Here is a 23,979-nt window from a genome sequence, read left to right as displayed (position 1 = left end):
AATCTTGGGGGCCGCTTTAGACAAGGAGCGGATATTCGGAAAACTTCCTTACACTTCGGTCCTGATCTCAGATTTCTATATTGTTGATTTAGCAAAGAAAATCGCTTTCGCAGTGAGTAAAGTCGCTATTACAATAGGGGGATCCCCCTACTTTAGTATTAATTATTATTAATGCTTAATAAAGTGTACGTAATGTTAGCATCTCGTTAACATTTATTTAGCAAGCTGCAAATACCTACGTTAAATAAACGAATTTTCTTAAGCTTAAGTTAACGATTGAAGGTCTTGATCTGAAACGGAGAAATTATGACAAAAAGCAACCATGCAAAACAAATAGAGACGCTTACCTCCTCACAGAATCATGGTCAATCCGGTAGTGATGACGAACACATTGTCGAGTTAGAAAACACCGGACGAAGAAAGTTTATTGGTTACATGCTTAAGGGTTCGAGTTTTGCTGTTGCGTTACACATAACCAGCGGAGCTATACGTCCTCAGGATGCCAACGCCCGGTTGTTAGGAATACCGGAACTTGCAGATGAACTGGATTTAACAGATCTGTTGCTTATCTCCGGTGACCCTTTCTACTACGATTATTTAATTAAGATAACGAGCGATAACCGTGTCCGTTTTGAGCTTCCAAGAATGGAAGTAGGACAAGGTATATTAACTGCTGCAATGATGATTCTTGCCGAAGAGCTGGACGTTGAAATGTCCTCAATTGATGCGACTTTATCTCCAGCAGAAATCAGACGAGCGACTGGTCAAATTACAGGAGGCTCTCACGCGGTAACCTCTCTTTGGGATCCGTTGCGCAAGGTCGCGGCAGCGCTGTTACATAAGATAAAATTGTCAGCTGCAGTGCATTTCGGGATTTCTGTGAACGAAATTAGTACAGAAAATGGCTTTGCAATTGATAACAATGGCAGCCGCATTGCTTACTCTGAGCTCACCGCAGGTGTTGAGGGACGCAACGATGCAGCTCGACTGGCAAAGCCTAAAGATCCGTCACAATACAAAATTATCGGTACGCCGCAAAAGCGGGCTGACGCGCGCGATATTGTTACCGGCAAACTCGATTTCGCGATGGATCTCGACATACCAGACGCGATGCCCACTGTGGTCGCTAGGCCACCCAGCTTAGGTGGTTGCGTGATCACGTATGACGATTCTGAGGCAATAGGCCTGCCCGGTGTCCTTGCCATCAAAGAAGTTCCGTTGGATGTTGATGCAAATTCCTCTGGCGTGGCTGTTGTTGCGCGTTCCTTTGGCGAAGCATTTCGGGCGCGTGATGCACTTAATATTACATGGAGTGAGGGTGCTGCCGAACATCTATCTGACGCCGAGGTCATTGAGCAGTTACGCGCGATAAACCTGCCAACCTTACCTAAAATCCCTCTGGCTACAGATTCGGTTGGCGGCGAGTTCATTTTTCCTTATTTGGCGCATGCCCCTATGGAAACCATGACAGCAGTTGCCGATGCAACCGGCTCAAAGATCAGGGTATGGACTGGCGCCAAGACGCCACTTGCAGCACAAGCCAAAATTGCGCGTGAACTTGGAGTCTTACCCACTGACGTTGAGGTGAATGTAATTCAGAGCGGTGGCTCATTTGGTCGTCGCTTATTTTTTGATGCAGCAGTTGAAGGCGCGCGTATTTCACAAATTGTAAACCGCCCCATCAAACTTATGTTTACCCGACAGGACGACACAAAGTTTGGCCGCGCACGACCGCTCAGCTTGCACAACGTAAAAGCGACTTACACTAGAGGTTTTTTAATAGGCAAAAAAGTGTTGTCGTTTGACCATCGCGCTGCGACCGCTGAATTGGATCTCGAACATGGCTTTGGCGACGGTATTACTGCATTGGGAGGAGAATTAGCTCCCGCTGCTTTCAGCCAGACAGTCTGGCACTCAACGCAACTAGTGCAATATAAGTTTGGTGCAACTTCCTTGCTGCTAAACGAAAAAAAATTCGTTGTGCCAACCTCCTCTTGGCGCGGCATCTACTCCGGCACAGCTGCCGTCGCAAACGAGATAGTTGTTGACGAATTGGCACGCGCAATGAACGAAGACGAATGCCAGTTCAGATTACAAATGCTTGATGATGAGCGCTCCAAAGCTGTTCTGCGAAAAGTTTCTCGAGAGGGCAAGTGGGGAAGGAGAATGAAAAAAGGACGTGCCCAGGGCCTCGGGTTACATAAAGAGTATAAGTCTCGAGCCGCAGTGCTTGTTGAATTACAAACGTTCAAAAATCCGGAGAAAGAATGTAAAGTCACCAAGATTGTTGTTGCTCTGGATGTGAACCGAGTATTGAATCCAACCGGCCTTGAGGCGCAAGTTATCGGTGCGGCAACCGACGCCATTACCTACATGATTCGCACCAGTCTACACCTCGACAATGGCGCAATACGCGAGAGCAGTTACGGCGATTTTGAAATTGCTCGAATGCGCAACACGCCACCAAAGATTGAAGTGCATTTTATGCCGCCTAACGGAGAAACACCGGGAGGTGCAGGCGAGTTAGTAGTTCCTGCGGCGGCAGCGGCGATAGCCAACGCATTTGCCAGGGCGACGGGTATTGCACCACGTCGTTTTCCACTTCGTGACTTCTATCCAGAGGGTTAATTCATGCCACAAATTACATTTAACGTTAACAATAACCCGGTTTCTATCGACGCTGAAAACGATGACGAGCTTCTGTATCTCTTGCGTGATCGACTTGGTATTACTGGCCCAAAATATGGTTGCGGTGTTGGCGTGTGTGGTGCTTGCACTATCTTTAAAGACGGTGAGCTAGTTCGTCCATGCATTGTTCCGATGGAAGAAGTAGAAGGTGCATCGCTAACCACTATTGAAGGGCTTGCGGTCGATGATATTCTGCATCCAGTGCAAGAAGCATGGATAAACGAAGATGTCGCTCAGTGTGGGTTTTGTCAAGCGGGACAAATTTTAACCGCCGTCAAACTCTTGGAGTCTAATCCCAATCCCAACGATCGTGACATTGATGAAGCTATGAGCGACAATATCTGCCGCTGTGGTACCTATCATAGAATACGAAAAGCCATTAAACATGCTGCAGCTTTGATTCAGCAGACGACATAAGAGGCTAGTTTTTGGGAAAACGGTCGGGGCTGAGAAGAACACTTTAATTTGTATAAGCTCAGAACTAATCTGAGTATCTCGCCTATAGGGTTGGTAGTATTGTAGACTGCTTAAAGCGAATTGCAGGAATTTCACCTGCTTTTAACTGGAGGGCTGCTTTATGTAAATAGTAGCCGTCTAGCTTAGAATATACTAAGGGTGGTAACTAGAACAAAAAGGATTAGGGGCATGTATCAGCTCACACCCTAGAATCTATTTTTCCCTAACACCCCGAATCTTCCCATCCATCACAAGCGCCTTAACCAATCCGTCATCACTTTCAGCATCCACCTCAAAACGAACGCTACTTCCATTCCTAGCAAAGAATCGACCGCCACCCTCATGAAAATATTCTTCGTTTTCAACATAGGGTAACGCGTTAAGCACAAAGCCATCGGCTGTTTTTTCTAGCACTACATCAACATTCACGGGGTTGGTCACCACATAGGTTCCAATATATTTACTTAGCTCCTTTTGGCTTATGGGTACTAACTTCCTAGTTTCAGCTTCGGAGTAGCCAACGTCCAACGCTTCTTTTAAGCGTATTTCTAGTTCAGTAATCAACTGCCTACCGTTGTTGCCGTTCGTCATAATGGCGTAGCCGTTGCCGGTATCTAGCTCAATATAAAGCTGCGACATAAATCCAGCATCTGCGCCTCCGTGGCCAAAACCAAGAATGTCTCCATCTTCACTCATGTTGATAAAAAAGCCGATACCAACATTGGGCGGCTGAATACTCGGCGTATTGTTGGTTAACATCTCCTGCGCGGTGGCTTGCGATATCCAGTCGGTTTTCTGCCCTAAGTACGCGCTACGAACGCCGCTTGCTAGTTTCAATATGTCTGAGGGCGTGCTCCACATACCTGCTGCTGCAAGCGTGGCGTAGGTATGCGCGCCACCTTTAATTGGCGAGCCGTCACCGTCGTACGGCGTAGCCATATTATTTGATAAGTTGGTCGATATGGGCTGTTCGAAGCCAGAACGTGTCATGCCTAAAGGTTTAAATAAAAGCCGTTGCGACATAGATGGCAGAGGCTCGTTAGCTACGTCCTGTAAGGTAAGTTGAGCGAGCGTAGTGCCGCCACCTGAATAACGCATTTGCGTGCCAGGTTGAATATCAACAATAACAGCGTCGGTGTTGGTGGGAAATGCCCCTTCTAGCACCTGCTGCAAAGTAGGCACGGGTTCGCCCGCCGCGTAACCAGGAAAGCCATGTACTGTGGTACCCGCCGTGTGGCTTAACAACCTGCGTAAAGAAACAACGTCTTGCCCTGACCATTCATGTTCAGGTAACTGCCAGCTGGTGAGTAAGGTATTAACATCTGCGTCTAAATCTAGCGGTTTATCTTCGCGATATTTCATCAATACTGCTGCAAATGCAGGTTTAGAAATACTTCCTGCTTGAAACACCGTGTTTTCATCAACAGCCAATTCAGTGGTTAAATCTTTAACGCCGCTTTGCATGGTCCAAGCAAGTTGTCCTTTTCGCATAAAGGCGACAGACACCCCTGGCACCTTGTAATGCGCCTGTCGTTGTTCTAACGACTGGAAATCAACCGCTTGTCCTTCAATGCGAATACGCCCTGCTAACCCAGCTTTTAAAAGATTGGCTTCTTGTGTTTCTTCGGCAGGTGAGGGAGAGGCCGATGAGGTTTCAGGTTTCGCCCAGCCTAAAAGTGATGCTAGGCAAAAAGAGAGTGTTAAGGCAGTGAGTGTCTTGGCTGATTTCATCAGAAGTATTCCGTTACGCGTTTTCATTCCGCTGTAGTCACAGAGTACGTTGCTGGCATTACGGCGTCAATCAATCTGCTACGCGACAAAAATTGCAGCGCACCATAAGTTGCTAGGCTTGCTGTTGTAGTGTCCTTGTCCCGTTTATAAAGTAGCTACTAATTGAATTTAGTGAGTAAACATTTGACATCTCGTTTGCAAATGTCGAACGCAGCGCTATCTTTAGTTAAGAAGTAATGTTGAAAAAATAAGGCAAACACGTTTTTCTTAACAGAGATCAAAAGACGTTTCATTATTTTTCAAAATGTCGAAGATTCTGTGTACGTGGTACTTTAAATGGGGTGTTATATAAAATTGGAATTAGCGCAATAACTTGAGTAGTCTCAAGGCGCTAAAAGTAAAATATAGATTCGAAGTCATTTTAGAGAAGGTTCCAAATGCCTCAACAGCCCGCCGATGCTTCAATCCATCGCCTGCACGAAGAGTTATTGATTAAAATCAAGCATGATCCTCGTATTTTTGATTTTATCGAAAAGTCATCGCTTGATGGGTTGTGGTACTGGGATTTAGAACACCCAGAACAAGAGTGGATGAGCGAATCATTTTGGACTACCTTGGGCTACGATCCCGCAACAAAAAAGCACCTCGCGTCTGAATGGCAAGATATTATTAACCAGGACGATTTAAAAGTAGCTATAAAGAACTTCCAACGGCACTGTGAAAACCCCTCACATGCTTACGACCAATTAGTGCGTTATCGACATAAAGATGGTCACACTGTGTGGATTCGTTGCCGAGGGATGGCTATTCGGGATGAGCATGGCAACCCGATCCGCATGCTGGGTGCACATACGGATGTCACTGTATTAAAGCAGCATGAACGGCAGCAAGTGGAGTATGAACAGCAACAGAAACGCGTGTTTGAAAAACAAGCTGGTTTGCTGAACGAGTTAGAGAAAACTGCCGACATAGGCACATGGGAATTTGATGTGCGAACACAGGATATTAAGTGGAGTGAGCAGACTAAGCGAATCCACGAAGTACCGCTGGATTATGAACCTAGCTTGGATTCAGGCATCGAGTTTTATAAGGAAGGGGCAAGCCGAAAAGCAATCACTGAAGCGGTCACACGCGGCATTGAGCACGGTGAACCTTGGGATGTAGAACTTGAGCTGATTACTGCGAAGGGACGGGCAATTTGGGTGCGGGCCCTAGGCAAACCTGATTTTGTAGATGGCCAGTGTGTACGACTTTTTGGCGTGTTTCAAGACATTACCAATACCAAGCTACTTAAATCTCAGCTGGCCAAGCAGCATGAACTCATGCGCGTTACACTCAAATCAATTGGCGATGCGGTCATCACCACCGACGCCTATGGCTTGGTCACATGGATGAACCCTATAGCCCAACAGATGACAGGATGGATGGTTGATGAAGCTATGGGTAGGCAGCTTAGTGACGTTTTCAACATCGTTAACGAAAAAACGCGAATAACCGTTGAAAACCCAGTCGATAGCTGTTTGAGAGAGAAGCGCAAAAAGGGATTGGCAAACCACACTTTGCTGATTTCTCGCGAAGGCACTGAATACGGCATTGCAGACTCCGCTGCGCCCATTATTTCTGAAGATGGTCAGATGATGGGGGCGGTCATGGTATTTCACGATGTTACAGAGCAACGGCGGATTGGCGATGAAATGAGCTATCGAGCCACGCATGATCCGCTTACAGGGCTCTTCAACCGAACAGAGTTTGAAGTGAGAATAAATCGGTTGGTGTCTGATATTTCCTCAGAAACGAGCCTTCACGGTGTACTCTTTGTCGATTTAGACCAGTTTAAAATTGTTAATGATACCTGCGGTCACTCGGCTGGTGACGAATTATTGCAGCAGATAAGTCATCTACTCACTCAACATATCCGCGCCAGTGACTTTATCGCGCGGCTAGGTGGTGATGAGTTCGCAATAATACTCGCTGGCTGTGATGAAAAGAAAGCCACTCATATTGCCAAGTCGCTCTGTCACGCGGTGAATGAATACCGATACATACACGGTGGCAAAAGCTTTCGCATTGGTGCCAGTATAGGCTTGGTGCCCGTAAAGGGACAATGGCAGAGCACCACTGAATTGATGCAGGCGGCTGACAGGGCATGTTATGCCGCAAAAGATGCTGGTAGAAACCGCGTACATGTGTGGAGAGAGAGCGACCAAGATATCCAACAACGCCATACTGAAATGGGTTGGGCAACGCGTATCGAGTATGCGATAGATCTTAACCAATTTGTTTTGTTTGCTCAGAGAATTGTGCCTGTTCACTCATCGGATAAAAAGTTGTGCATAGAAGTATTATTGCGGTTACCCGATGGCAAATCCGGTTGGGTGTCGCCTGGCACTTTTTTGCCTGTTGCAGAACGTTACTATCTCGCCAGTCGGATTGATATTCATGTGGTCGAACGGGTAATTGCAACACTAGAAAATCACGCCAACTTGAGCTCTATTTCCCAGGTACATGTTAACTTGTCAGGTCAATCAGTAGGAGACCGAAAATTCCATAAAAAATTGCTTGAGCTTCTCCGCCAAACGAATGCTGATATCCTGAAAAGGTTGTGCTTTGAGATAACCGAAACAGTCGCAATTCGCTCTATTGCTGATGCAGCGAGTTTTGTTGATAGCCTCCGCAGCATTGGTATAAAAATATCCTTAGACGATTTTGGGGTGGGTTCATCTTCATTTGGTTATCTTAAAAATCTAGACGTCGAGCAGTTAAAAATAGACGGTCAATTTGTTCGAGATATTTTGACTGACCCTATGGACGAGGTTGCGGTAAAAGCATTTGTAGAAATAGCAAAGCTACGACAATTAGATACCGTTGCAGAGTTTGTTGACAGTGCAGAAGTGCTCAATCGTGTTACAGAGTTAGATGTTGATTACGCACAAGGGTACTATTTACACAAACCCGAACCGATAGAAAACGTATTGGCAATAACAACAATAGAATTAAAAAAAGCGCATATACCATTATTCAGTGGTGATAGCGCTTGAGACTTTTGTAAACAAGAGTGCATACGTTTGATTTAAAGGGGAAGTACTTCGTTTCTCAGCTTCGTTAGAGCAGTCGATACTAACAATTACCCTCAATATATACGACGTTATTAATAAGGAACTAAAGGCCTATTTGTCTGCGCCTTTATTAATTTTTTGCGTAAATTAACTAGCCGCGTTTTATAAGCACCATTCTCAACATTTTCTTCATAGCTCATTGCTAGCGCTTTCTCTCGCATTTCAAGCGCCCTGGCTAAATCGCCGTTAGCTTCATACCCGTCAGCTAGGCTGTCGTAGGCGTCAGACTTATTAGGGAAGCGTGTTACATTTTTCTTGAAAATTGCAATGGCAGAGTCAAAGTCTTGTTTGTTTAGCGCCGCATAACCCGCGTGGTTTACTGCTTTATATTCTGGCTTTGCTTCAAAAGCGTATTTTGCAGAAAGGTCTTTATAGTGTTGCTCTACCGCAGGAATGCCTTCCTGTATTATCGTACCGGTTGGGCGTAACGAATTAAGCTGCTTTTGAAGCGCTAAGCTCATACCTGCAAGCGCAGTCGTATTGTGGCTTTCAGATGTATCTAGTTCGGAATCAAAGGTAAACCCTTTTCGTTTGCTGCAATTTAGTAGTTCAGTGTAACGTTCGTATGCGCTTAACATATTGCCATCTTCGTTACCCATATTGATGTAAAGGTATTTGTTAAGTTCGTTATCTGACGCAAAGAACGCTTTTGCCTCTGGAAATATCACTTCTTCGTGCCACCACAAACTTGGGCTGAATGCGAAGTAAGCTTGAAACAGTTCAGGCCGCTCTTGCAGTGCGTATAAGGTAAAAAGGGCGCTTAATGAATGCCCGGAAATAATCGTGTAGTTATTGGTGCGATAGTTTGCCTTTACGAAAGGCTTTAGTTCTTTTTCTAGAAAATCTAAAAAGTTGTCGGCACCACCAGATATTCCCCACTGGTTGTAGCCTTCATCATAGGTAGGTGTGAAGTCTCGGGTGCGCTCGGTGTTGGTAATGCCGATAACAATCATTTCCTGCGCCATTCCAGACTGATTTAACAGGTCAAGCGTTCCAACGGTATGTGCAAAATTGCGCTGACCATCTAGCAAATATAAAACAGGGTAGGTGGTGTTTTTATAGCGGGAATAGTTATTAGGTAAGTGAATAAGTAGTTCTCGCGTCTCACTCAAAACTTCTGACTTTATTGTAGTAACTACGGCCTCGCCACGCACTTTAGCGTTTACGGGAAAGCTAAGGCTAAGGATAAATAAGGCACCGATAAAAACACAGGCAAGCTTTTGATACATTTGAAATTCCCTTTCTCGCTATCACGCGCGAGCTTTTTATAGTTTCTTTATCCTACGCTGTCATAGTCATTCTTGCTTGTCAAAAAATAGTCAAATAAAAGCCAGTTAAAAACGCATTTGTCAATTTGCGACGGCGAACCGGGTCTGCGTGCACCAATGCTGTTTTATAGTGCTTTTGTACGCGATTTATGCGGCAACAAGATTTGTTTTAACTTCTTCGATTGGGTTCTAGTTATAGCGGGAAAAGCAGTATTCACGTTTTGCCAACGGCACATAAATACCGCTAATTCTTATTAAGAATTTTAGGTACTAAATGCCAGTAAATATATTAATCATTAAATAAACGACAATTGATAAACATACCAAGCCTAGCGCCACCATTGGCACCATCATAATGGCTACCATTTTAGCGGCTTCTTTGCTCACTTCTTCTCAGTTTTCTCTAAAAAACTTGAGCATTTTTTCAGCACAAAATAACCAAGAGCAAAGCTAATAAAATCAAGTAGGATAAGAGAGACTTTAACTGAAGATGTAAATTCATCTGACTGAGTGATAGACAAGGGATTTACGAAAAACGGTTGGTTTAGGAAATAGAGAGTGATTACTTGAAGCAATTTGCTGCATAGGTACGTGCCTAGCAGAAGAAGCCCAAAATAAACGACTTTGTTCAAGATAGGCACGTTTTTCATTTAGTTAACACTATCTGTCTGTTTAAAGTAGTGGATCATCGTAACCTGTGCCGTTGTACTCAACTTTTCAACCACCGGCGCCACCCTGTACCCAATCAACATAACTATCCATTGCCTTTGACACTAAGTAGCCGAACATAAAATTTCTAAATCCGCCCGAGACATATTCAAGTTCAATCTGTGTGAGTTCTTCGCATTTCATTTTAAATTCCTTTTATGTAATCCAGCCTCATTGCAGGTCACTGTATTATCAACCAAAATATTGTTTAGTAAACTGTACTTTGTGTTGTTTATGATGGTTAATAATTGCTACAAAAAACATGGTTAACGAACAGTCTCCTATCGCACATTTGTACATAGTTTGTGAAAGAGTGTTCTCGGTTATTTTGAAGTTAAAAAAACATATTCAACTACAAGCGACAGCGAACCGGGCTAGCGAGTAGCAAAGTTATTTTATGGCAAATATGTCTGCAATTTGGATGGCGGTAAGATTTGTTTAAACTTCTTGGGGGAGAGCGAGCAAAGCAGCATTCGTTTTACTAGTGGTGGCCGAATACTGCTTATTACTTGATAAGGGTGTTTTAGTGCTAAATGCCAGTAAAGACATTATCCATCAAATATGCACCTATTGATAAACAAACTAGTCCCAATGCCACCATAGGCACCATCATTGTAGCTACCACTTTTGCTGTTTCTTTACTCACTTCTTTTCTGTGTTTGTTCATGTCTAATACCTCATTAATTAATCGCTAAATTATACTGCTCTTTAAATAACAGTTTTTAGGGGTATCTGGCTGATTTTAGTGCAATATTTTTTAATGTTTGTTTGTGGTTTGTTAATGAAGTAAGCAGCATAATTTATTATTCGCCCAGCATTAACTCTCGAACCTTTTGCTTAATAAAAGCCTTCAAATTTTGCCTGTCCTGCGCAGGTAAATATCGGGTATGTGCATCAATAAATTCAGCTTTTGAATAGATGTGTTTTATTGCAGCGTTTATACGCGCTATGTGCTTTGCGCCCTGAGGCGTATTGGGGCATATAACGTGGCCTGATACATAGTCAGGGTTGTCTGCAATAGAGTAACTGCGCACTTTTATAGGCATGTTCTCTCCAAAACTTCTGTACAAAGTTGCTGGAAAAATGAGTGCAAAATCAGACTTTCCCTTTGCAAACATGTCCATAAACCGAGAGTAATAAACATCATTTGGTACTCGTAGGATTTGCTCTCGACTAACTTGCTTTAAATCTTCATCAATCCTTTCACCGAATGAATACTCTTCTGGCATAACGATAAAAGCGTCGGGATAGGCTTTCATTACCTTAGATACACTTAAAAGCTGACCTTTCTTATTTAAAAGGTGTTTATCTATTGGTGGCAGTGAAGCTAGTTGATAAAAACGTTGGGTTTGAAAAAAGCTGAGTGGTAGCGAATAAAGGTGATTTTTTTCACGTTCGGGTGCTTTTATTTTGTTGAGTACACAAATGTTTTCGCCATGTTGCATATACGCAAACGAACGGACAAGGGGAACATGAAGAACAGGATCTTTATACCCTAGCTCATCGACTAGCATTTGTACTGTATCGACCGAGGTTGAATAGGGTTTGACTGACAGGTTTACCCGTTCAGTTAGAAACGCATTGTCAGCGTGGAAAGCGAATGCGGTTTTCTGATCGCCGATGTCGGCTGCATTTGCATTAGCGAACATCAATAATGATATAAATAGTCTAACCCTGACCAACTTCTTGCTCCTTGGCAAAACCTTAATGCAACTAACTCTGTGGCGAGCTAAACCTATTTTAGACTCTATGACTTTTCAACAGATATACATAGTTTGGAATGAAACGAACTGAAAATATAGGTTTTTGTTGTATACCTTTTTGAAAGAAGTAAAAAAGCCGCATTCAGCAACGTGATGCGGCTTTCCGAGCTGGGCTGAATAGACAGCCTTCTAGAGTAATTACGTTAAAGGGGTTAGCTAGAACGACCCTCACTCATAGCTGCCTGTCCAAATACCTTAACTCTCGACATATGATCACCTCCTTACATTCGTTGCTAAAACTCAGTCGAAAATAACATAGGTGGCGTTTTAGTAAAGCACGGCTGCATTAAAGAAAATTTAGAGGCATGTGAACAAATGCACGCTACAAGTTCATTAACGAATAGTAAAACGAAGGCAACAATATAAACCCGTTTAATTAAATCTACGTAACCAATACTAACTAAAATCCTTTGCGCCACCCGTTGATGTGTAATAAGCGCTTCACCGTGTAACCAGCAGTACGCAAACTCTCTAACAAGGCTATAACTACAATGCAAATAACAAACACGCATAAAACCAGCAAGAGTGGGAAAGCCGCACTATTGGTTGCGCTTTTTGCCACCTCTTTTTTTACCTTTGCTCAGTCAAACTCACCTGAACAAATTGAAATGAAGGGCAGTGAGGGTACTACTGTAATGGGGAGTGTTCAGTCGACCTTCGATAACCCGTGGGCCATGGTCTTTTTGCCAGATGGGCATAGTTTGGTAACGGAAAAAGCCGGTAAATTATGGCTGCTTGATGAAAACCAGCAAAAGCGTTTTGAGGTTAGCAATGTGCCAAGCGTTACCGCACGCGGGCAGGGCGGGCTAGGTGATGTCATCATTCACCCTGGCTTTGCTTCAAACAACACTATTTATATTTCCTACATAGAGCGAGATGAGAAAGACGATGCGTTTAGCGGTGCGGTAATAGAGCGCGCAACGCTTACCATTTCTGAAAGTGGTGCGAAGTTGTCTGATAGAGAGCTAATTTGGCGTCAGTCGCCGAAAGTGACGGGGAACGGGCACTATTCTCACCGCATGGCGTTTTCACCGGACGGCTATTTGTTTATCACCTCGGGCGAGCGCCAGAAATTTACCCCGGCACAAAACATGGCAATGAATTTAGGTAAGGTGCTGCGCTTAAGCGACGACGGTAGCGTGCCTGAAGATAATCCGTTTTATGGCCAAGGCAGCGTAACCGAACAGATATGGACGTTAGGTCACCGCAATCCGCTAGGCATCGATTTTGATGAGAAAGGGAATTTATGGGTACATGAAATGGGGCCGCGCCATGGTGACGAACTCAATTTGATTGAACGTGGTCGCAATTATGGTTACCCAACGGTGTCGCAGGGTGAGCATTACTCAGGCGTAAAAATTCCGAATCACGAAGATATTCCTATTTTTAAATCGCCTGAGCTAGCTTGGGTGCCGGCTATTAGCCCTGCCGGGTTTATCATTTATAAAGGCGATAAGTTCAGCGACTGGAAAGGTAATGGATTTATTGGCGGCTTGTCTTCAAAGGCATTGGTTCGTGTTGCCTTTGATAAAGACGACAAGGGTAACTGGAAGGTTGGAGAAGCGGAACGCTACGAATGGGACAAGCGAGTGCGTGAAGTCGAGCAAGACAGCAAGGGCAATATCTTTGTGCTTGAGGATAAGGAAGGCGCGCGCTTAATTAAATTAGTTTCAGTGAAGTAGTGCTAGCTTCACCCGTGCGTTCAGTGAAGCGCTTAATAAGTGCAGTCAAATAGGAAAAGAAAAACACGCTTCGATAAATATTAGCGCCGAATCACGTTATAATAACAGGCAAACGTAATTAGGAATTAATATGAAAGTCTGTGGTGTAGATTTAAAAGGTAATGAGGCGATTGTTAGTTTGGTGTCGCTTGCTGATGGTTTGTTTCATTTACCAGACTGTCGAACGCGTCGCTTAACCCTTGCCGATACCAGTACAAAAGGCTTAAAAAGCTTTCAAAGCACTTTTGCAAAGCTTGTCGAAGACTACAAAATTGATGCTGTAATAATTCGTCAGCGCCAAAGCAAAGGCAAGTTCGCAGGCAGTGCTATTGGCTTTAAGCTAGAGGCCGCTATCGAGTTAATTGATGGGTTAGAAGTTATTGTATTTGGTCCAACAGATATTAAAGAATCGCTTCGCAGAAACCCGTTAGCGGTTTCGTTCTCTGAAACTGGTTTGAAACAGTTCCAAGAGGCCGCGTTTACTACAGCATATGCATGGCTTATGAAAAATGAGTATGCGTCGCAAGAGTCTAGTGAATAGCAAGCAATGCTCACTTAATTTGACTTAAAAGTAGGTTAGAGATTGAGTTTTACGTGCGAGTGGTGATTTGTATAAAGAAAATAGAAGATGCTTTTGAGTGAAAAAGCATCTTCTAGCTCAAGCTTTATTTAAGTAAAGCCGGAAAATCTGGGTGAGAGAAAATCTCAGTATTTAGCTTCTGTACAGCAGGTACAAAAGAACGCTGCATTTCAGAGCAGGCAGACGTCGCTAGATAGCTCGACTCGTAATCATAACGTGATTTAATGTTTAGGTTTTTACCGTTGCTTGAAGCTAAAGATAAGTCGAATTCCCAAAATGCATTACCGATTACGGTGCTGCCATAAATATCGTTAAGGTTAGCGGTTAAAACTGTTGAAGATTGGTCTTCATATAGGTCTGCTACAACCATTTCAGCTAAAATTGCATCTCTGATGTACGTTGCAAAAGTTCTACCTTCTGGCGTTCCCACTGGAGAAGACAGGCGGCACATTACCTTCGACTCGTTTTTACCTGAGTCGGTAAACTCACCAATATTGGCTTGAACGTCTTGCTTCGACAAGGCTCTTAAAGCAATTGTGTTTTCAGTAGAGGTGGCATAGGTATGTACTTTGTTTGCGCAGCCAGTGGCTAAAAGTGAAACACCAAGCAGTAGTATAGTATTTATTTTATTTATTTTTTTTCCTTGCCCATTTGAAAAACTCTCTTTATTGGGCATTTCTGTAAAGAGAGCGGTTAAAAGCGCTTAATTGTTAAAAAAAGCTAAACAATAATACATTAAATCCTAAAATGTAGAAGGCTAAAGTTAGCCCAAAAGTCTCCTATAATCAGACGTATGGCGCGTGTTATGAAGCACTTGTTAATTGAGCGGTTGTAAAGAGTATGAAGTTGGAGTGCGCTATTGTGCTGCGTTTAGCTGTACTCTCACTTTTTTTAGCGACTCATAAAAAAGTTCTAATTTCGCACTGAAATCTTGCTCATTTGCTTGCTCACCACGCTTTACGCTTAACTCAATCGAGCTCGCTAATTCTGCTAGTGTGAACGCACCAATATACCGAAGCGCCGTTGTGAAAATATGTGCTATGCGCGCGATGGATGGATAGTCTTGGGTATCAATAGCCTTGTGTAGCGCGTTGAATTCATCTTCTAAAGCGATAAAGTCGTTAACTAGGTTTATATAAAGCGCCTCATCGCCAAGCAATGTTTGAAGTGCTTTGGGTTTGTCGATAAATGTAAGTGATGAACTTGTTACCGTTGTTTCACTGGCCACTTCTAAAGTGGCCGAAGACCCTCTTTTACCTAAAACCTCAACCAGTACATCAAAAAAGCGGTTTGGGTCGACAGGTTTATTAATATGGCCATCCATGCCCGCAGCTAAGCTTTTATCTATGTCTTGCTGCATTGCATGGGCGGTAGTGGCAATGATAGGTAAGGTTAACTGTAGCTCTTGTCGAATGCGCTTAGCTGCGGTTAATCCATCCATTACTGGCATCTGAATATCCATCAGGACTACGTCAAACGCGCTGTCTTCACGCAGTTTGTTTATAGCTTCTAAACCATTGTTGGCAACTTCAATAGTGGCTTGAGTGTCGTTTAAAAGTCCAAGTGTTACTTTTTGATTGAGCGCATTATCTTCTGCAAAAAGAATGCGTGTGCCTTTTAAATTGGGTACGGCTGGTATGTCTTTGAGTACTGTTTTGGCTTTTACGTTAAGACACAACTCCTGCAGTGTATCTACCAATTCACTGGTACTAAACGGTTTCTTGATGAAATTCCGTATGCCAAGCTGAATGGCCTGTTCGCGCATTCGTGGCGACTCAAATGCGTAAAGCATAACCACTTTTGGCTGCTTAATTGAAAATTCTTGATTCATTATGGCAGCCACTTCAAGGCCATCAATATCGGGCATGTTCCAGTCTAAAATAAGCAAGTCATAAGGAGATGATGTCGCTATAGCTGCACGCATTTTAGCAAAGGCGTCTTTTCCGCCTGTGGCAATATCGGCTTGAATATTAGCCATAGACAGGGCTTCTAAAATAGCGTTCCTAGATGCTTCAATGTCGTCGGCAACAAGTACTTTTAGCGCAGAAAGCTGGTTAGATGGTGAAACAATTTGCTGCGAAGTATCGTGTTTTACTTTTACCGTAAAGTGGAAAACAGACCCTTTCCCCAACTGGCTTTCTACCCAAATTTCACCACCTAATAATGTGGTAAGCTGCTTACAAATGGCTAACCCTAAACCTGTACCACCGTAGCGTCGCGATATCGACTCATCACCCTGATTAAATGGCTGAAACAGTTGAGCTTGATGTGCAGTAGTCAGGCCTACTCCTGAGTCCTTCACTTCAAATTCAAGCTGAATATCGTCAGCGGCCTGTTTGCATCTAACGCTTACTGAGATAAGCCCATCTTCGGTGAACTTAAGGGCGTTGCTCAGCAGGTTATTCAGTATTTGCTGTATGCGCAACGGATCACCAATTAAGTTCAGCGGCACATCTCGGGAGATATGTTGAATTAGCTCAATATGCTTTTCTTGCGCACGGGCAAGGTGCAACCTGATGGTTTGATTAACGAGCGTATCTAAATTAAATGGGGTAGACTCTATATCAAGCTTACCAGCTTCAATTTTAGAGAAGTCCAGTATGTCATTAATGATGCTTAGCAGCGTTTGAGATGCGCCTTCAATTTGTATCAAATTTGTTTGCTGCTCTTTGTCTTCAGCGGCCCGTTGAGAAAGCTTAGTAAGACCAATAATGGCATTCAGCGGCGTACGAATTTCATGGCTCATACGGGCTAGAAAATCGGACTTTGCTTTAGTGGCTTTGCGCAAATCTTGCGTTAAGATATCGAGCGACTTTCTCTGTTTCCAAGTTCGAAGCCATAACCCAGCCATCAAGCCCAATGAAAGGATGACAAAACCTATAAAATAAAGTTGCTGGGTATTCTTTTTCTTTTGAATAAGGTTACGCTGTTCTTTTAACTGATTGTCTTTTTCTAGCAGCTTTATCGTTTCTTCTTTTTCTGAAATGGCTAAACGTACGCGGTGCAGGGCCACTAGCCTTGATTGCTGTTCATTAAAGCTCTGTTTAAATGCCTGTCTATATTGCTTCGAGTAGTTAAGTGCAGTTTCCAAGTTTCCGTTTGTTTCGTGAAGTGAGATAAGTTGATTGAGAACATCTAAGATCAACACTTTGTCATTTTTTATGATTTCTTTTTCCAGCCCAGCTTCTAGTTCAGCAATTGCAAGTTCCAGTTCGCCTTGTTGTTTATAGATGTCTACTAAATGAAGAAGATGTGACCCTTCGTTGTACTTAAAACCAACTTGCCGGTCAGCTTCCGAAGCCTGGTTTAATTTCTTCAGCGCTTCACTTAAGTTACCTTGCGCAATATAAAGCTCTGCCATAGCGCTGTGCACAATGCCAATAAAAGGGTAATTTGCTTCGCGAAGCTGACTTTCAGCTAATAGCAGGCTCACTTTTGCGTCTTGATACTGACCAAGCGCTCGCTGGGCATATCCTTGAAAGAAATAAGCTGTACCTTCGCCTTCCTTGCTATTAAAGCGTTGTGCGGCAGATAAATACTGATGTGCAAAAGTCAGCATTAACTCATAGTCTTTAAGCGACATGTACACGTTACCCATGGCGCTATATACCAAAAGAACTTTGTCACTTTCAGCTTTGTTGAAAAGGTCTAGCGCTTGATGCATGGCTTCTAGCGCGCTGGCATGTTCGCCAGATAAATCGAGGATTAAGCCCTCTAAGCGATGTGATTCAGCAAGGCTCAGTACATTTTTTGCTGAGGTTGCGTATTTACGGGCTTCGAGTAACGCCTCGTACGCAAATACATAGTCTTGTTTTAAAATATAAAAGTAGGATTTTATATTCAAAAAGCGTGCGTGTTCATAATCATTAGGGTGGGCCGCAAAAAATGCGTGTAATTCCGAGAAGGCGCTTTGAACAGTCGGATCGTTTTCTTGAATACGTGTTTTAAGCCCGTCTAATTGAACTATGGGTGATGGAGTGTTGTCTTGCGGCGCGCCAAAAGCGCGAGCGGATAGCGTCATTAAGACAATGACACTAATCACACACAAGACAAAGCGCTTCATAATATTGATTAATATTAGTTAGTAGCTAATAACGCGAATGGTTTTACTGGTATCGTCAAAGCGCTTAGATAGCTCGTCCCAGTTTTGATCTGCAATTATTTTTACCTCTTCGGCAGATAACCCGTATTTTTTAGCGGTTGCAACTGGGTCGCTTTTATAGGCTTCCATAAGCTTGCTGTTGGTATCCAACTCAATCAAGAAATCTTGAATAGATATTGCCATTTTTTATCCTTTTTAATTTATGGTTGGGTTTCTATATTTAATAACTTGCTGTTCGGTCAGCCCTAGCTTTGCTAATCGGTCTTGTCGATATGCTGGCATACCTATCGAGGGAACGACGAGGGTCGAAACCAATGTGGGTTTGGCGAATTCAAGTTCACAAAGTCGCACGCTTTCTATTTTGGGTTCGCAAAGAGGCAGTGTCGCGGCTTCATAAATAATGAGTTCATGGTCCGTAGGATAATGCTCTGCTAAAATATCGGCCAGCATGGCAAGGCCTGACTGGCTTTGATTAGCGTCTAACACACTCAATGTTGCTTCCCCAGCTAACCCAATTTGCCAGATAATTTGTGTCATGTGTGGATCAATACGGTAGTCGCGAAACAGAAACTGAGTTGCTTCGTATGACTGGCAACCAAAGCGTGAGGGATCTATGCCTAAATCGGCAATTAAGCAATCTTCCGCCGAAACCCCGGGCAGCATTTTCGCTTCTAAGCCCATTCCTTGAACACGGCGGATGGCTTCATGAGAGGGAGTAACAAAAACTCCGGGATGGCCATAAAAAGCAACGCATACTTTATTGCCTGCCATCACCGACGCTACAATTCTATCGGCCATTTGAGAATAGGTTAACGCGCGTGACTTACCTTCTTCGTAAAGGTCGTCTAGCGAAACGCTATTGGGATTAAGAGTGGTCACCACGTGTTCGCCAATTTTGTTCATGATCCCCATAAACACGATGTCGGCATTTTCAATGTAGCTTCTAGCAGCAATGGTCATTTGCCCAGCAACACTTATACCTGTGCCGACCACAACTAGCGATCCTTTTTTAGTGGTGTCCATTACATCCTAAACCGTCTACGACACTATTATTTTGCCACTATAAATTAGAATTAAGGCTTTTGCTATATTCACAGTTTTGCCGATTAACGATAAGTTTTATTAAGTAAAGGTTTTATAGTGTTTAGGCTATTATCGAAAAATATCGCTAATTAAAAATATATAAAAAGGAACAAAGCGTGTTTTCAATACATGTAGAGCGAACCATTAATCAACCTATTGAAAAGGTATTTGCAATATTAAGTGATCACGCTAATTATGCGCAGTTTAAAGCTATTGAGCAGTCGAATTTACTGGTAAAGGGTAGTGATGAACCAAATGGGCTAGGTGCAGTGCGCGAGATTATTTCAGGGGGCTCGAACCTTCACGAAGAGATAGTGGCCTACGAGCCGCCTTATAAATTGGGTTATAAAGTGGTTAAGTCTAAGCCATTACCTTATGATCATCAGTTGGGTGAAATAACCCTTAAAGATGAAGGTGGAAAAACCCACGTGACGTGGCGCTCGAAAGGGCATATCACTATTTTTCTTTTGGGAAGCCTGTACTTCGATAAACAGATTCAAAGTGTTGGTAGCCGCGCATTTGGCAGTATATTAAAGCAGATTGATAGTATGGCGTGAATCGCCGTTAAATTAAGAAAACAATTCGCTAAACGCGTAATAAACATAGTTCATACAACTGGCGCGTAGTGAGCCAGATAGTTAGCACAGTCGGCCCTTTTTTAGCAATAAGGGGCTGGCTCAATTTAATACCGGCTCTTATCGAGAAGACAAAACAGTCAGTACCAATAAGTCACCTGCACGAATTTGCGTTCACTTGTTTTAGAACGTCTGCATATCGGCAGTGTTCAAAGCTGCCAAAACCTTTCACTTGTCTTATTTTCAAACGACTAAATAAAGGCATGGTCATGCCAGTTAAAAAACGGCAATAAATAGAAGGCGTGATGGTGGCTTCAAACTTTCCGCTTAAATGCATCTTTAGCGCCGTCATAGCTTCTAATACCTTCTCACTATCTGGTTTTGATATTGGTGATGAATAGCTAAGCGTTGCCACATCGCCTTCACAAACACTGCAATGTCCACAAGCCTTCGGTGCTTGAGTATCATCAAAATACGCTGACAAGTTATGACTTAAGCAGGTGCCTTGTTCGAAGAAGCTTACAAGTGCTGCGATGCGCCTGATCTCTTTACGCTCGGTTTCAGCAAAATAGTGGGCGAGTTGGTTTGAAAGATTGCCATCCTGTAGCAGTTCGTCATTAACTCGGTAAACATCGGTTATTAAGCGCGATGCGAGCTCGATATCATTGTGTTCGTGCAAATATTCTAATGCTGCAACCACTCTTGAACGTTCGGCACCATAATGCTGATAGATGCTGTCAAAATCGACGACACCCCATACTTTCTTCATGTTTGAGTGCGTGAATACAGCATCTAAAAAGCGCGCTCTCTCTTCTGAAAACATGCTAAGAATGGCGGCTTTATCAGAAATAAAACGGAATTTGTATTCAGCAAAGTAAGCGTACAAAGGGCGTATAACGTTCGCGAGTTCTAGCTGAACAAGTAGGGTTTTAAGAGGAAGCTGACGAATATTACTTGCACCCGATAGGCTGTTTATTTGTGTTTCCCACTGGAAAAGGTTGCTGTCGCCATGAATAGAGCGGTCATTTTGTACCGCTGAATTTTTCTCATCAGGGGCTTGCGACTTAATATCATCAATTACCCGTTGAATGGCGCTTTCATCTGGCGTGTCGCCGTAAACGAAGTTCTCTATGGTGACCAATCCGTCAAGATTCGCAAGCACGGTACAGTTTGCTGGTTTACCGTCTCTTCCACCCCTTCCAATCTCTTGGCTGTAGTTTTCAATAGACTTCGGCAAGTCGTAGTGAATAACAAAGCGAATATCCGACTTATCAATGCCCATCCCAAAGGCAATAGTGGCTACAACCACTTGAAGCTTATTATGCATGAAGTCTTGCTGAATACATTGCCTTACATCACTGTCGAGACCAGCGTGATATGCCTTTGCAGCAAACCCTTGTTGCTGTAAGAACTGGGCTACCTCCTCGGCGCTTTTTTGCAAAGTAACGTAAACAATACCCGCACCTTGTTGCTTGCGAATCTCTTCCAGTAGGGCGTGGTTTTTGTTTGGTTCAAGTACGGGGCGAACACGTAGATCTAAATTAGGGCGATAAAACCCAGTTTGGATAATGTTGGCTGGCGCAATATCAAAGCGAGCCGACATATCATCTTTTACTTTTTTAGTGGCAGTAGCAGTGAGCAGCAGCACCAAAGGAATATTTAGCTCTTTCTGATATGCGGGAAGCTTTAAATAGTCTGGGCGGAAGTTGTGGCCCCACTCAGAAATACAATGCGCTTCATCAACTACCAACATACTTACCTGAACAGATTCAATAAACTGTCTAAAACGCTCGTTCTTAAAACGCTCCACTGACACCATTAAAATTTTACACTGCCCAGAACGCACGTCGTTCATCACCTGCTTGTTTTGCTCAGGTGTTAAGGTGGAATCGATGCTAGCTGCTGCAATACCTTTGCTATGCAAAAATTCCAGCTGATCTTTCATTAGCGCCAGTAATGGAGAAACCACCAAAGTTAAATGTGGCAGCTGCGTAGCAACGAACTGGTAACACAACGATTTACCCGAGCCAGTCGGAAAGATTGCTAACGTTGAATGCCCACTAAGTAGAGAATCCACAGCCTCTTTTTGTCCCTCACGAAACGCTGAGAAACCAAAAAGCTGCTGTAAAAGATTGTGGTTAGAAGGCATTTTTATATCCAAGTGGTTGATAATTCAGGTCTTACTAGATTCTATCTAGTCGTAGGTGGGAACAAGATATATTTTGCAATTTAAAACTTGTTATAAGGTGTGGTGGTAATAAATGCAACGATACCCAAGTCCAGTTTCAGCTTAAATCAATCTGCGTAGCCCCAAGGCGCACTGGGAACCGAAACTGTACTATCTAAATCGAAATCAACCTGTACTTCGCGCGCAGGGCGAATCAATCGGTAGCTAAAGCGGTTGGGGTAAATCATCATTTGCCAAACGTTATCTGTCGATGCTGCAATCCCAGATTCTATAAATAATGCTTTTGAATAGGCATCTGCGGGGAATGACTGAACTTGGACATATCCATCATCTACAGTGTGCCCGCCGTACATGGTTGAAGAATGAAAGCTGCCATCTTTGTTTCTGTGGTCGTGCTTCAGCATAAGACCCGCGCCGGTTTTCGTTAGAATCCAAGTGCGAGATGCGTCGTTACCCACATGAAAAGGTATTTGGATTTCTGAGTCTGTGCACTTTCGTATGTGCATAACAAGTTCTGCATCACCGAAGGTATTGCCTACATTATCTTTACTCACCTTCCCTTGAAACGCTTTACCGCAGAGCGCTTTTATCGAATTAAAAAACGCGTCGTGGGTAGGAATTGAGACCAAAGGTGCAGCCTTACCAAACGCCACATCGCTCATTCCGATTAGTCCTAGAAAGAGGTAGGTACAATGTCTTTTCATTTTTTATTCGCTATTACAAGTCGATATACGCATTGCAGTGTAACTCATCTAGATTATCGGGTGTATAAACCATCGAAACGCATATGTATTCGAAATATAAATACTGCTGATAGTGGTGGCGTGTTAGCTTAACAACACATACAGCGTTTAATTTTTAGGGCACGAGAGTCAATATGAATAAATCTAAACAACTATTTACGCTAATTACATCAGAAGGTGAGCTTCAGGTATCGCTAAAAGAAGTAGACGTTCCAGAGCCGAAGGCTCATGAAGTGATTGTACGCATGGAAGCCTCTCCAATAAATCCGTCAGATATGTGGCCTATGTTTGGGCCAGCAAGCCTTGATAAGGCGTCTTTCGATGCTGATAAGAGCGCGTTGGTTGCGCCGGTACACAAGCCTTTGCTAAGCCGTATTAAGTCTCGTCTTGACCAAACTTTGCCTATCGGGAACGAAGGCGCAGGTACAGTGGTTGCTGCGGGCGACAGCCCTGAAGCGCAGGCATTAATGGGCAAAACAGTATCTATTCTTACCGGCGCAGCTTATACAGAGTATGCGTGTGTGCCCGTACAGGCATGTTTACCTCACATGGATAGCACTACGCCGCAACAAGCTGCGTCTTCATTTGTTAACCCACTTACTGCTCTTGGTATGGTTGAAACCATGCGTATGGAAGGGCATAAAGCCTTGGTTCACACTGCCGCGGCGTCTAACCTTGGGCAAATGCTAAACAAAATTTGTCTAGAACAGGGCGTAGAGCTAGTTAATATTGTACGTAGCCAAGAGCAGGTAGACCTACTTAAAGGTATTGGCGCGAAAATTGTGCTTGATTCCAGCAGCGAGAATTTCAAAGCTGAACTTTACCAGGCCATAGATAGCACTGGCGCTACACTTGCGTTCGACGCCATTGGTGGCGGTGAGCTAGTTAGCGATATCCTTACCATGATGGAAGCCTCGGGCAGTAAAGATGCAAAAGGTTTCAACACCTATGGTTCTGACAGCAATAAACAAGTTTATATCTATGGCGGCTTAGACTTCTCTCCGACAATTCTAAACCGCGCTTATGGTATGACGTGGAGCATTGGTGGTTGGTTGCTAATGCGCTTCTTAGGCAAGCTTGATAAGAAGCGTGTAGGTGAGCTTTACCAAAAAGTGGCAACGGAAATTAACACAACTTTTGCGTCGTCTTATAGTAAAGAGCTAAGTCTTGAAGAAGCCCTTCAGCCGGAAAATGTGGCGTTGTACAACGCGAAAAAGACCGGCACTAAGTACCTGATTGTGCCAAACAAGGGCTAAT

General features: G+C 43.5%; 18 protein-coding genes. 7 read left to right on the top strand and 11 right to left on the bottom strand.

Annotation, left to right across the window (positions count from 1 at the left end; all coding sequences use genetic code 11):
* Positions 1-306 precede the first annotated feature (306 nt).
* Both RJ41_RS06645 and RJ41_RS06640 read left to right on the top strand, forming a co-directional pair.
* Positions 307-2,628: a molybdopterin cofactor-binding domain-containing protein gene (locus tag RJ41_RS06645; protein WP_039218521.1), complete on the top strand. Its 2,322-nt coding sequence runs from the start codon at positions 307-309 to the stop codon at positions 2,626-2,628.
* A 3-nt stretch (positions 2,629-2,631) separates the two neighbouring features.
* On the top strand, positions 2,632-3,105 hold the full coding sequence (locus tag RJ41_RS06640; RefSeq protein WP_039218518.1) for a (2Fe-2S)-binding protein: 474 nt from the start codon (positions 2,632-2,634) through the stop codon (positions 3,103-3,105).
* A gap of 252 nt (positions 3,106-3,357) precedes the next feature.
* On the opposite strand, the gene RJ41_RS06635 is transcribed toward RJ41_RS06640, so the two are convergent.
* Complete coding sequence (locus RJ41_RS06635) at positions 3,358-4,875, bottom strand: serine hydrolase (protein WP_039218515.1); 1,518 nt, start codon at positions 4,873-4,875, stop codon at positions 3,358-3,360.
* A 437-nt stretch (positions 4,876-5,312) separates the two neighbouring features.
* Here RJ41_RS06635 and RJ41_RS06630 point away from each other — a divergent pair, with 437 nt between their 5' ends.
* A complete protein-coding gene (locus tag RJ41_RS06630) occupies positions 5,313-7,913 on the top strand; it encodes an EAL domain-containing protein (RefSeq protein ID WP_052235420.1) in 2,601 nt (866 codons plus the stop codon).
* Positions 7,914-8,023: 110 nt separating this feature from the next.
* Here the strand turns inward: RJ41_RS06630 and RJ41_RS06625 are convergent, their stop codons facing one another.
* The 4 genes from RJ41_RS06625 to RJ41_RS06615 form a co-directional block, all read right to left on the bottom strand.
* Positions 8,024-9,220 carry an alpha/beta hydrolase-fold protein gene (locus tag RJ41_RS06625; protein ID WP_039218512.1) on the bottom strand — a complete coding sequence of 399 codons (1,197 nt, stop codon included), beginning with the start codon at positions 9,218-9,220 and terminating at the stop codon, positions 8,024-8,026.
* Positions 9,221-9,976: 756 nt separating this feature from the next.
* Entirely contained in the window at positions 9,977-10,111 is a 135-nt protein-coding gene (locus RJ41_RS19465) for a hypothetical protein (RefSeq protein WP_276203222.1), read from the bottom strand.
* 385 nt (positions 10,112-10,496) lie between these two features.
* Entirely contained in the window at positions 10,497-10,634 is a 138-nt protein-coding gene (locus RJ41_RS19040) for a hypothetical protein (protein WP_156964765.1), read from the bottom strand.
* Between the two features lie 136 nt (positions 10,635-10,770).
* The gene (locus tag RJ41_RS06615) at positions 10,771-11,649 is read right to left on the bottom strand and encodes a hypothetical protein (RefSeq protein ID WP_039218506.1); all 879 of its coding nucleotides are present in this window, start codon (positions 11,647-11,649) and stop codon (positions 10,771-10,773) included.
* Positions 11,650-12,221: 572 nt separating this feature from the next.
* On the opposite strand from RJ41_RS06615, the gene RJ41_RS06610 reads away from it, so the two are divergent.
* Complete coding sequence (locus tag RJ41_RS06610) at positions 12,222-13,412, top strand: PQQ-dependent sugar dehydrogenase (protein ID WP_039218504.1); 1,191 nt, start codon at positions 12,222-12,224, stop codon at positions 13,410-13,412.
* 130 nt (positions 13,413-13,542) lie between these two features.
* On the top strand, positions 13,543-13,992 hold the full coding sequence (locus tag RJ41_RS06605; RefSeq protein ID WP_039218501.1) for a DUF3010 family protein: 450 nt from the start codon (positions 13,543-13,545) through the stop codon (positions 13,990-13,992).
* Between the two features lie 124 nt (positions 13,993-14,116).
* Here RJ41_RS06605 and RJ41_RS06600 read toward each other — a convergent pair whose 3' ends face one another.
* The 4 genes from RJ41_RS06600 to RJ41_RS06585 form a co-directional block, all read right to left on the bottom strand.
* The gene (locus RJ41_RS06600; protein ID WP_039218499.1) at positions 14,117-14,707 is read right to left on the bottom strand and encodes a hypothetical protein; all 591 of its coding nucleotides are present in this window, start codon (positions 14,705-14,707) and stop codon (positions 14,117-14,119) included.
* A 180-nt stretch (positions 14,708-14,887) separates the two neighbouring features.
* The gene (locus RJ41_RS06595; RefSeq protein ID WP_052235419.1) at positions 14,888-18,052 is read right to left on the bottom strand and encodes a tetratricopeptide repeat-containing hybrid sensor histidine kinase/response regulator; all 3,165 of its coding nucleotides are present in this window, start codon (positions 18,050-18,052) and stop codon (positions 14,888-14,890) included.
* A gap of 60 nt (positions 18,053-18,112) precedes the next feature.
* Entirely contained in the window at positions 18,113-18,316 is a 204-nt protein-coding gene (locus RJ41_RS06590; RefSeq protein WP_039218494.1) for a hypothetical protein, read from the bottom strand.
* 12 nt (positions 18,317-18,328) lie between these two features.
* Complete coding sequence (locus RJ41_RS06585; RefSeq protein ID WP_039218491.1) at positions 18,329-19,156, bottom strand: SAM-dependent methyltransferase; 828 nt, start codon at positions 19,154-19,156, stop codon at positions 18,329-18,331.
* Between the two features lie 176 nt (positions 19,157-19,332).
* Between RJ41_RS06585 and RJ41_RS06580 the strand changes: the two genes are divergently transcribed.
* Positions 19,333-19,773 (top strand): SRPBCC family protein, encoded by a 441-nt coding sequence (locus tag RJ41_RS06580; RefSeq protein ID WP_039218488.1) that lies wholly within the window; start codon positions 19,333-19,335, stop codon positions 19,771-19,773.
* Positions 19,774-19,945: 172 nt separating this feature from the next.
* Here the strand turns inward: RJ41_RS06580 and RJ41_RS06575 are convergent, their stop codons facing one another.
* The gene (locus RJ41_RS06575) at positions 19,946-21,940 is read right to left on the bottom strand and encodes a RecQ family ATP-dependent DNA helicase (protein ID WP_039218486.1); all 1,995 of its coding nucleotides are present in this window, start codon (positions 21,938-21,940) and stop codon (positions 19,946-19,948) included.
* 146 nt (positions 21,941-22,086) lie between these two features.
* Positions 22,087-22,683, bottom strand: coding sequence for a hypothetical protein (locus tag RJ41_RS06570; RefSeq protein ID WP_039218483.1), 597 nt, complete (start codon positions 22,681-22,683; stop codon positions 22,087-22,089).
* Between the two features lie 173 nt (positions 22,684-22,856).
* Here RJ41_RS06570 and RJ41_RS06565 point away from each other — a divergent pair, with 173 nt between their 5' ends.
* Positions 22,857-23,978: a zinc-binding dehydrogenase gene (locus tag RJ41_RS06565; RefSeq protein ID WP_039218481.1), complete on the top strand. Its 1,122-nt coding sequence runs from the start codon at positions 22,857-22,859 to the stop codon at positions 23,976-23,978.
* Position 23,979 lies beyond the last annotated feature (1 nt).

Source organism: Alteromonas marina, from assembly GCF_000808575.1.
Taxonomy (GTDB): Bacteria; Pseudomonadota; Gammaproteobacteria; order Enterobacterales; family Alteromonadaceae; genus Alteromonas; species Alteromonas marina_A.
The sequence above is the reverse complement of the archived record's forward strand: the minus strand, read 5'-3'. Positions and strand labels throughout refer to the sequence as shown.

What these genes read in the sequence shown, in the direction of transcription:
- RJ41_RS06565 (WP_039218481.1), top strand. Translation starts at nt 22,857, where the DNA reads ATGAATAAATCTAAACAACTATTTACGCTAATTACATCAGAAGGTGAG.
- RJ41_RS06600 (WP_039218499.1), bottom strand. Translation starts at nt 14,707, where the DNA reads ATGCCCAATAAAGAGAGTTTTTCAAATGGGCAAGGAAAAAAAATAAAT.
- RJ41_RS19465 (WP_276203222.1), bottom strand. Translation starts at nt 10,111, where the DNA reads ATGAAATGCGAAGAACTCACACAGATTGAACTTGAATATGTCTCGGGC.
- RJ41_RS06635 (WP_039218515.1), bottom strand. Translation starts at nt 4,875, where the DNA reads ATGAAATCAGCCAAGACACTCACTGCCTTAACACTCTCTTTTTGCCTA.
- RJ41_RS06610 (WP_039218504.1), top strand. Translation starts at nt 12,222, where the DNA reads ATGCAAATAACAAACACGCATAAAACCAGCAAGAGTGGGAAAGCCGCA.
- RJ41_RS19040 (WP_156964765.1), bottom strand. Translation starts at nt 10,634, where the DNA reads ATGAACAAACACAGAAAAGAAGTGAGTAAAGAAACAGCAAAAGTGGTA.
- RJ41_RS06570 (WP_039218483.1), bottom strand. Translation starts at nt 22,683, where the DNA reads ATGAAAAGACATTGTACCTACCTCTTTCTAGGACTAATCGGAATGAGC.
- RJ41_RS06590 (WP_039218494.1), bottom strand. Translation starts at nt 18,316, where the DNA reads ATGGCAATATCTATTCAAGATTTCTTGATTGAGTTGGATACCAACAGC.
- RJ41_RS06645 (WP_039218521.1), top strand. Translation starts at nt 307, where the DNA reads ATGACAAAAAGCAACCATGCAAAACAAATAGAGACGCTTACCTCCTCA.
- RJ41_RS06595 (WP_052235419.1), bottom strand. Translation starts at nt 18,052, where the DNA reads ATGACGCTATCCGCTCGCGCTTTTGGCGCGCCGCAAGACAACACTCCA.
- RJ41_RS06630 (WP_052235420.1), top strand. Translation starts at nt 5,313, where the DNA reads ATGCCTCAACAGCCCGCCGATGCTTCAATCCATCGCCTGCACGAAGAG.
- RJ41_RS06625 (WP_039218512.1), bottom strand. Translation starts at nt 9,220, where the DNA reads ATGTATCAAAAGCTTGCCTGTGTTTTTATCGGTGCCTTATTTATCCTT.
- RJ41_RS06640 (WP_039218518.1), top strand. Translation starts at nt 2,632, where the DNA reads ATGCCACAAATTACATTTAACGTTAACAATAACCCGGTTTCTATCGAC.
- RJ41_RS06605 (WP_039218501.1), top strand. Translation starts at nt 13,543, where the DNA reads ATGAAAGTCTGTGGTGTAGATTTAAAAGGTAATGAGGCGATTGTTAGT.
- RJ41_RS06575 (WP_039218486.1), bottom strand. Translation starts at nt 21,940, where the DNA reads ATGCCTTCTAACCACAATCTTTTACAGCAGCTTTTTGGTTTCTCAGCG.
- RJ41_RS06585 (WP_039218491.1), bottom strand. Translation starts at nt 19,156, where the DNA reads ATGGACACCACTAAAAAAGGATCGCTAGTTGTGGTCGGCACAGGTATA.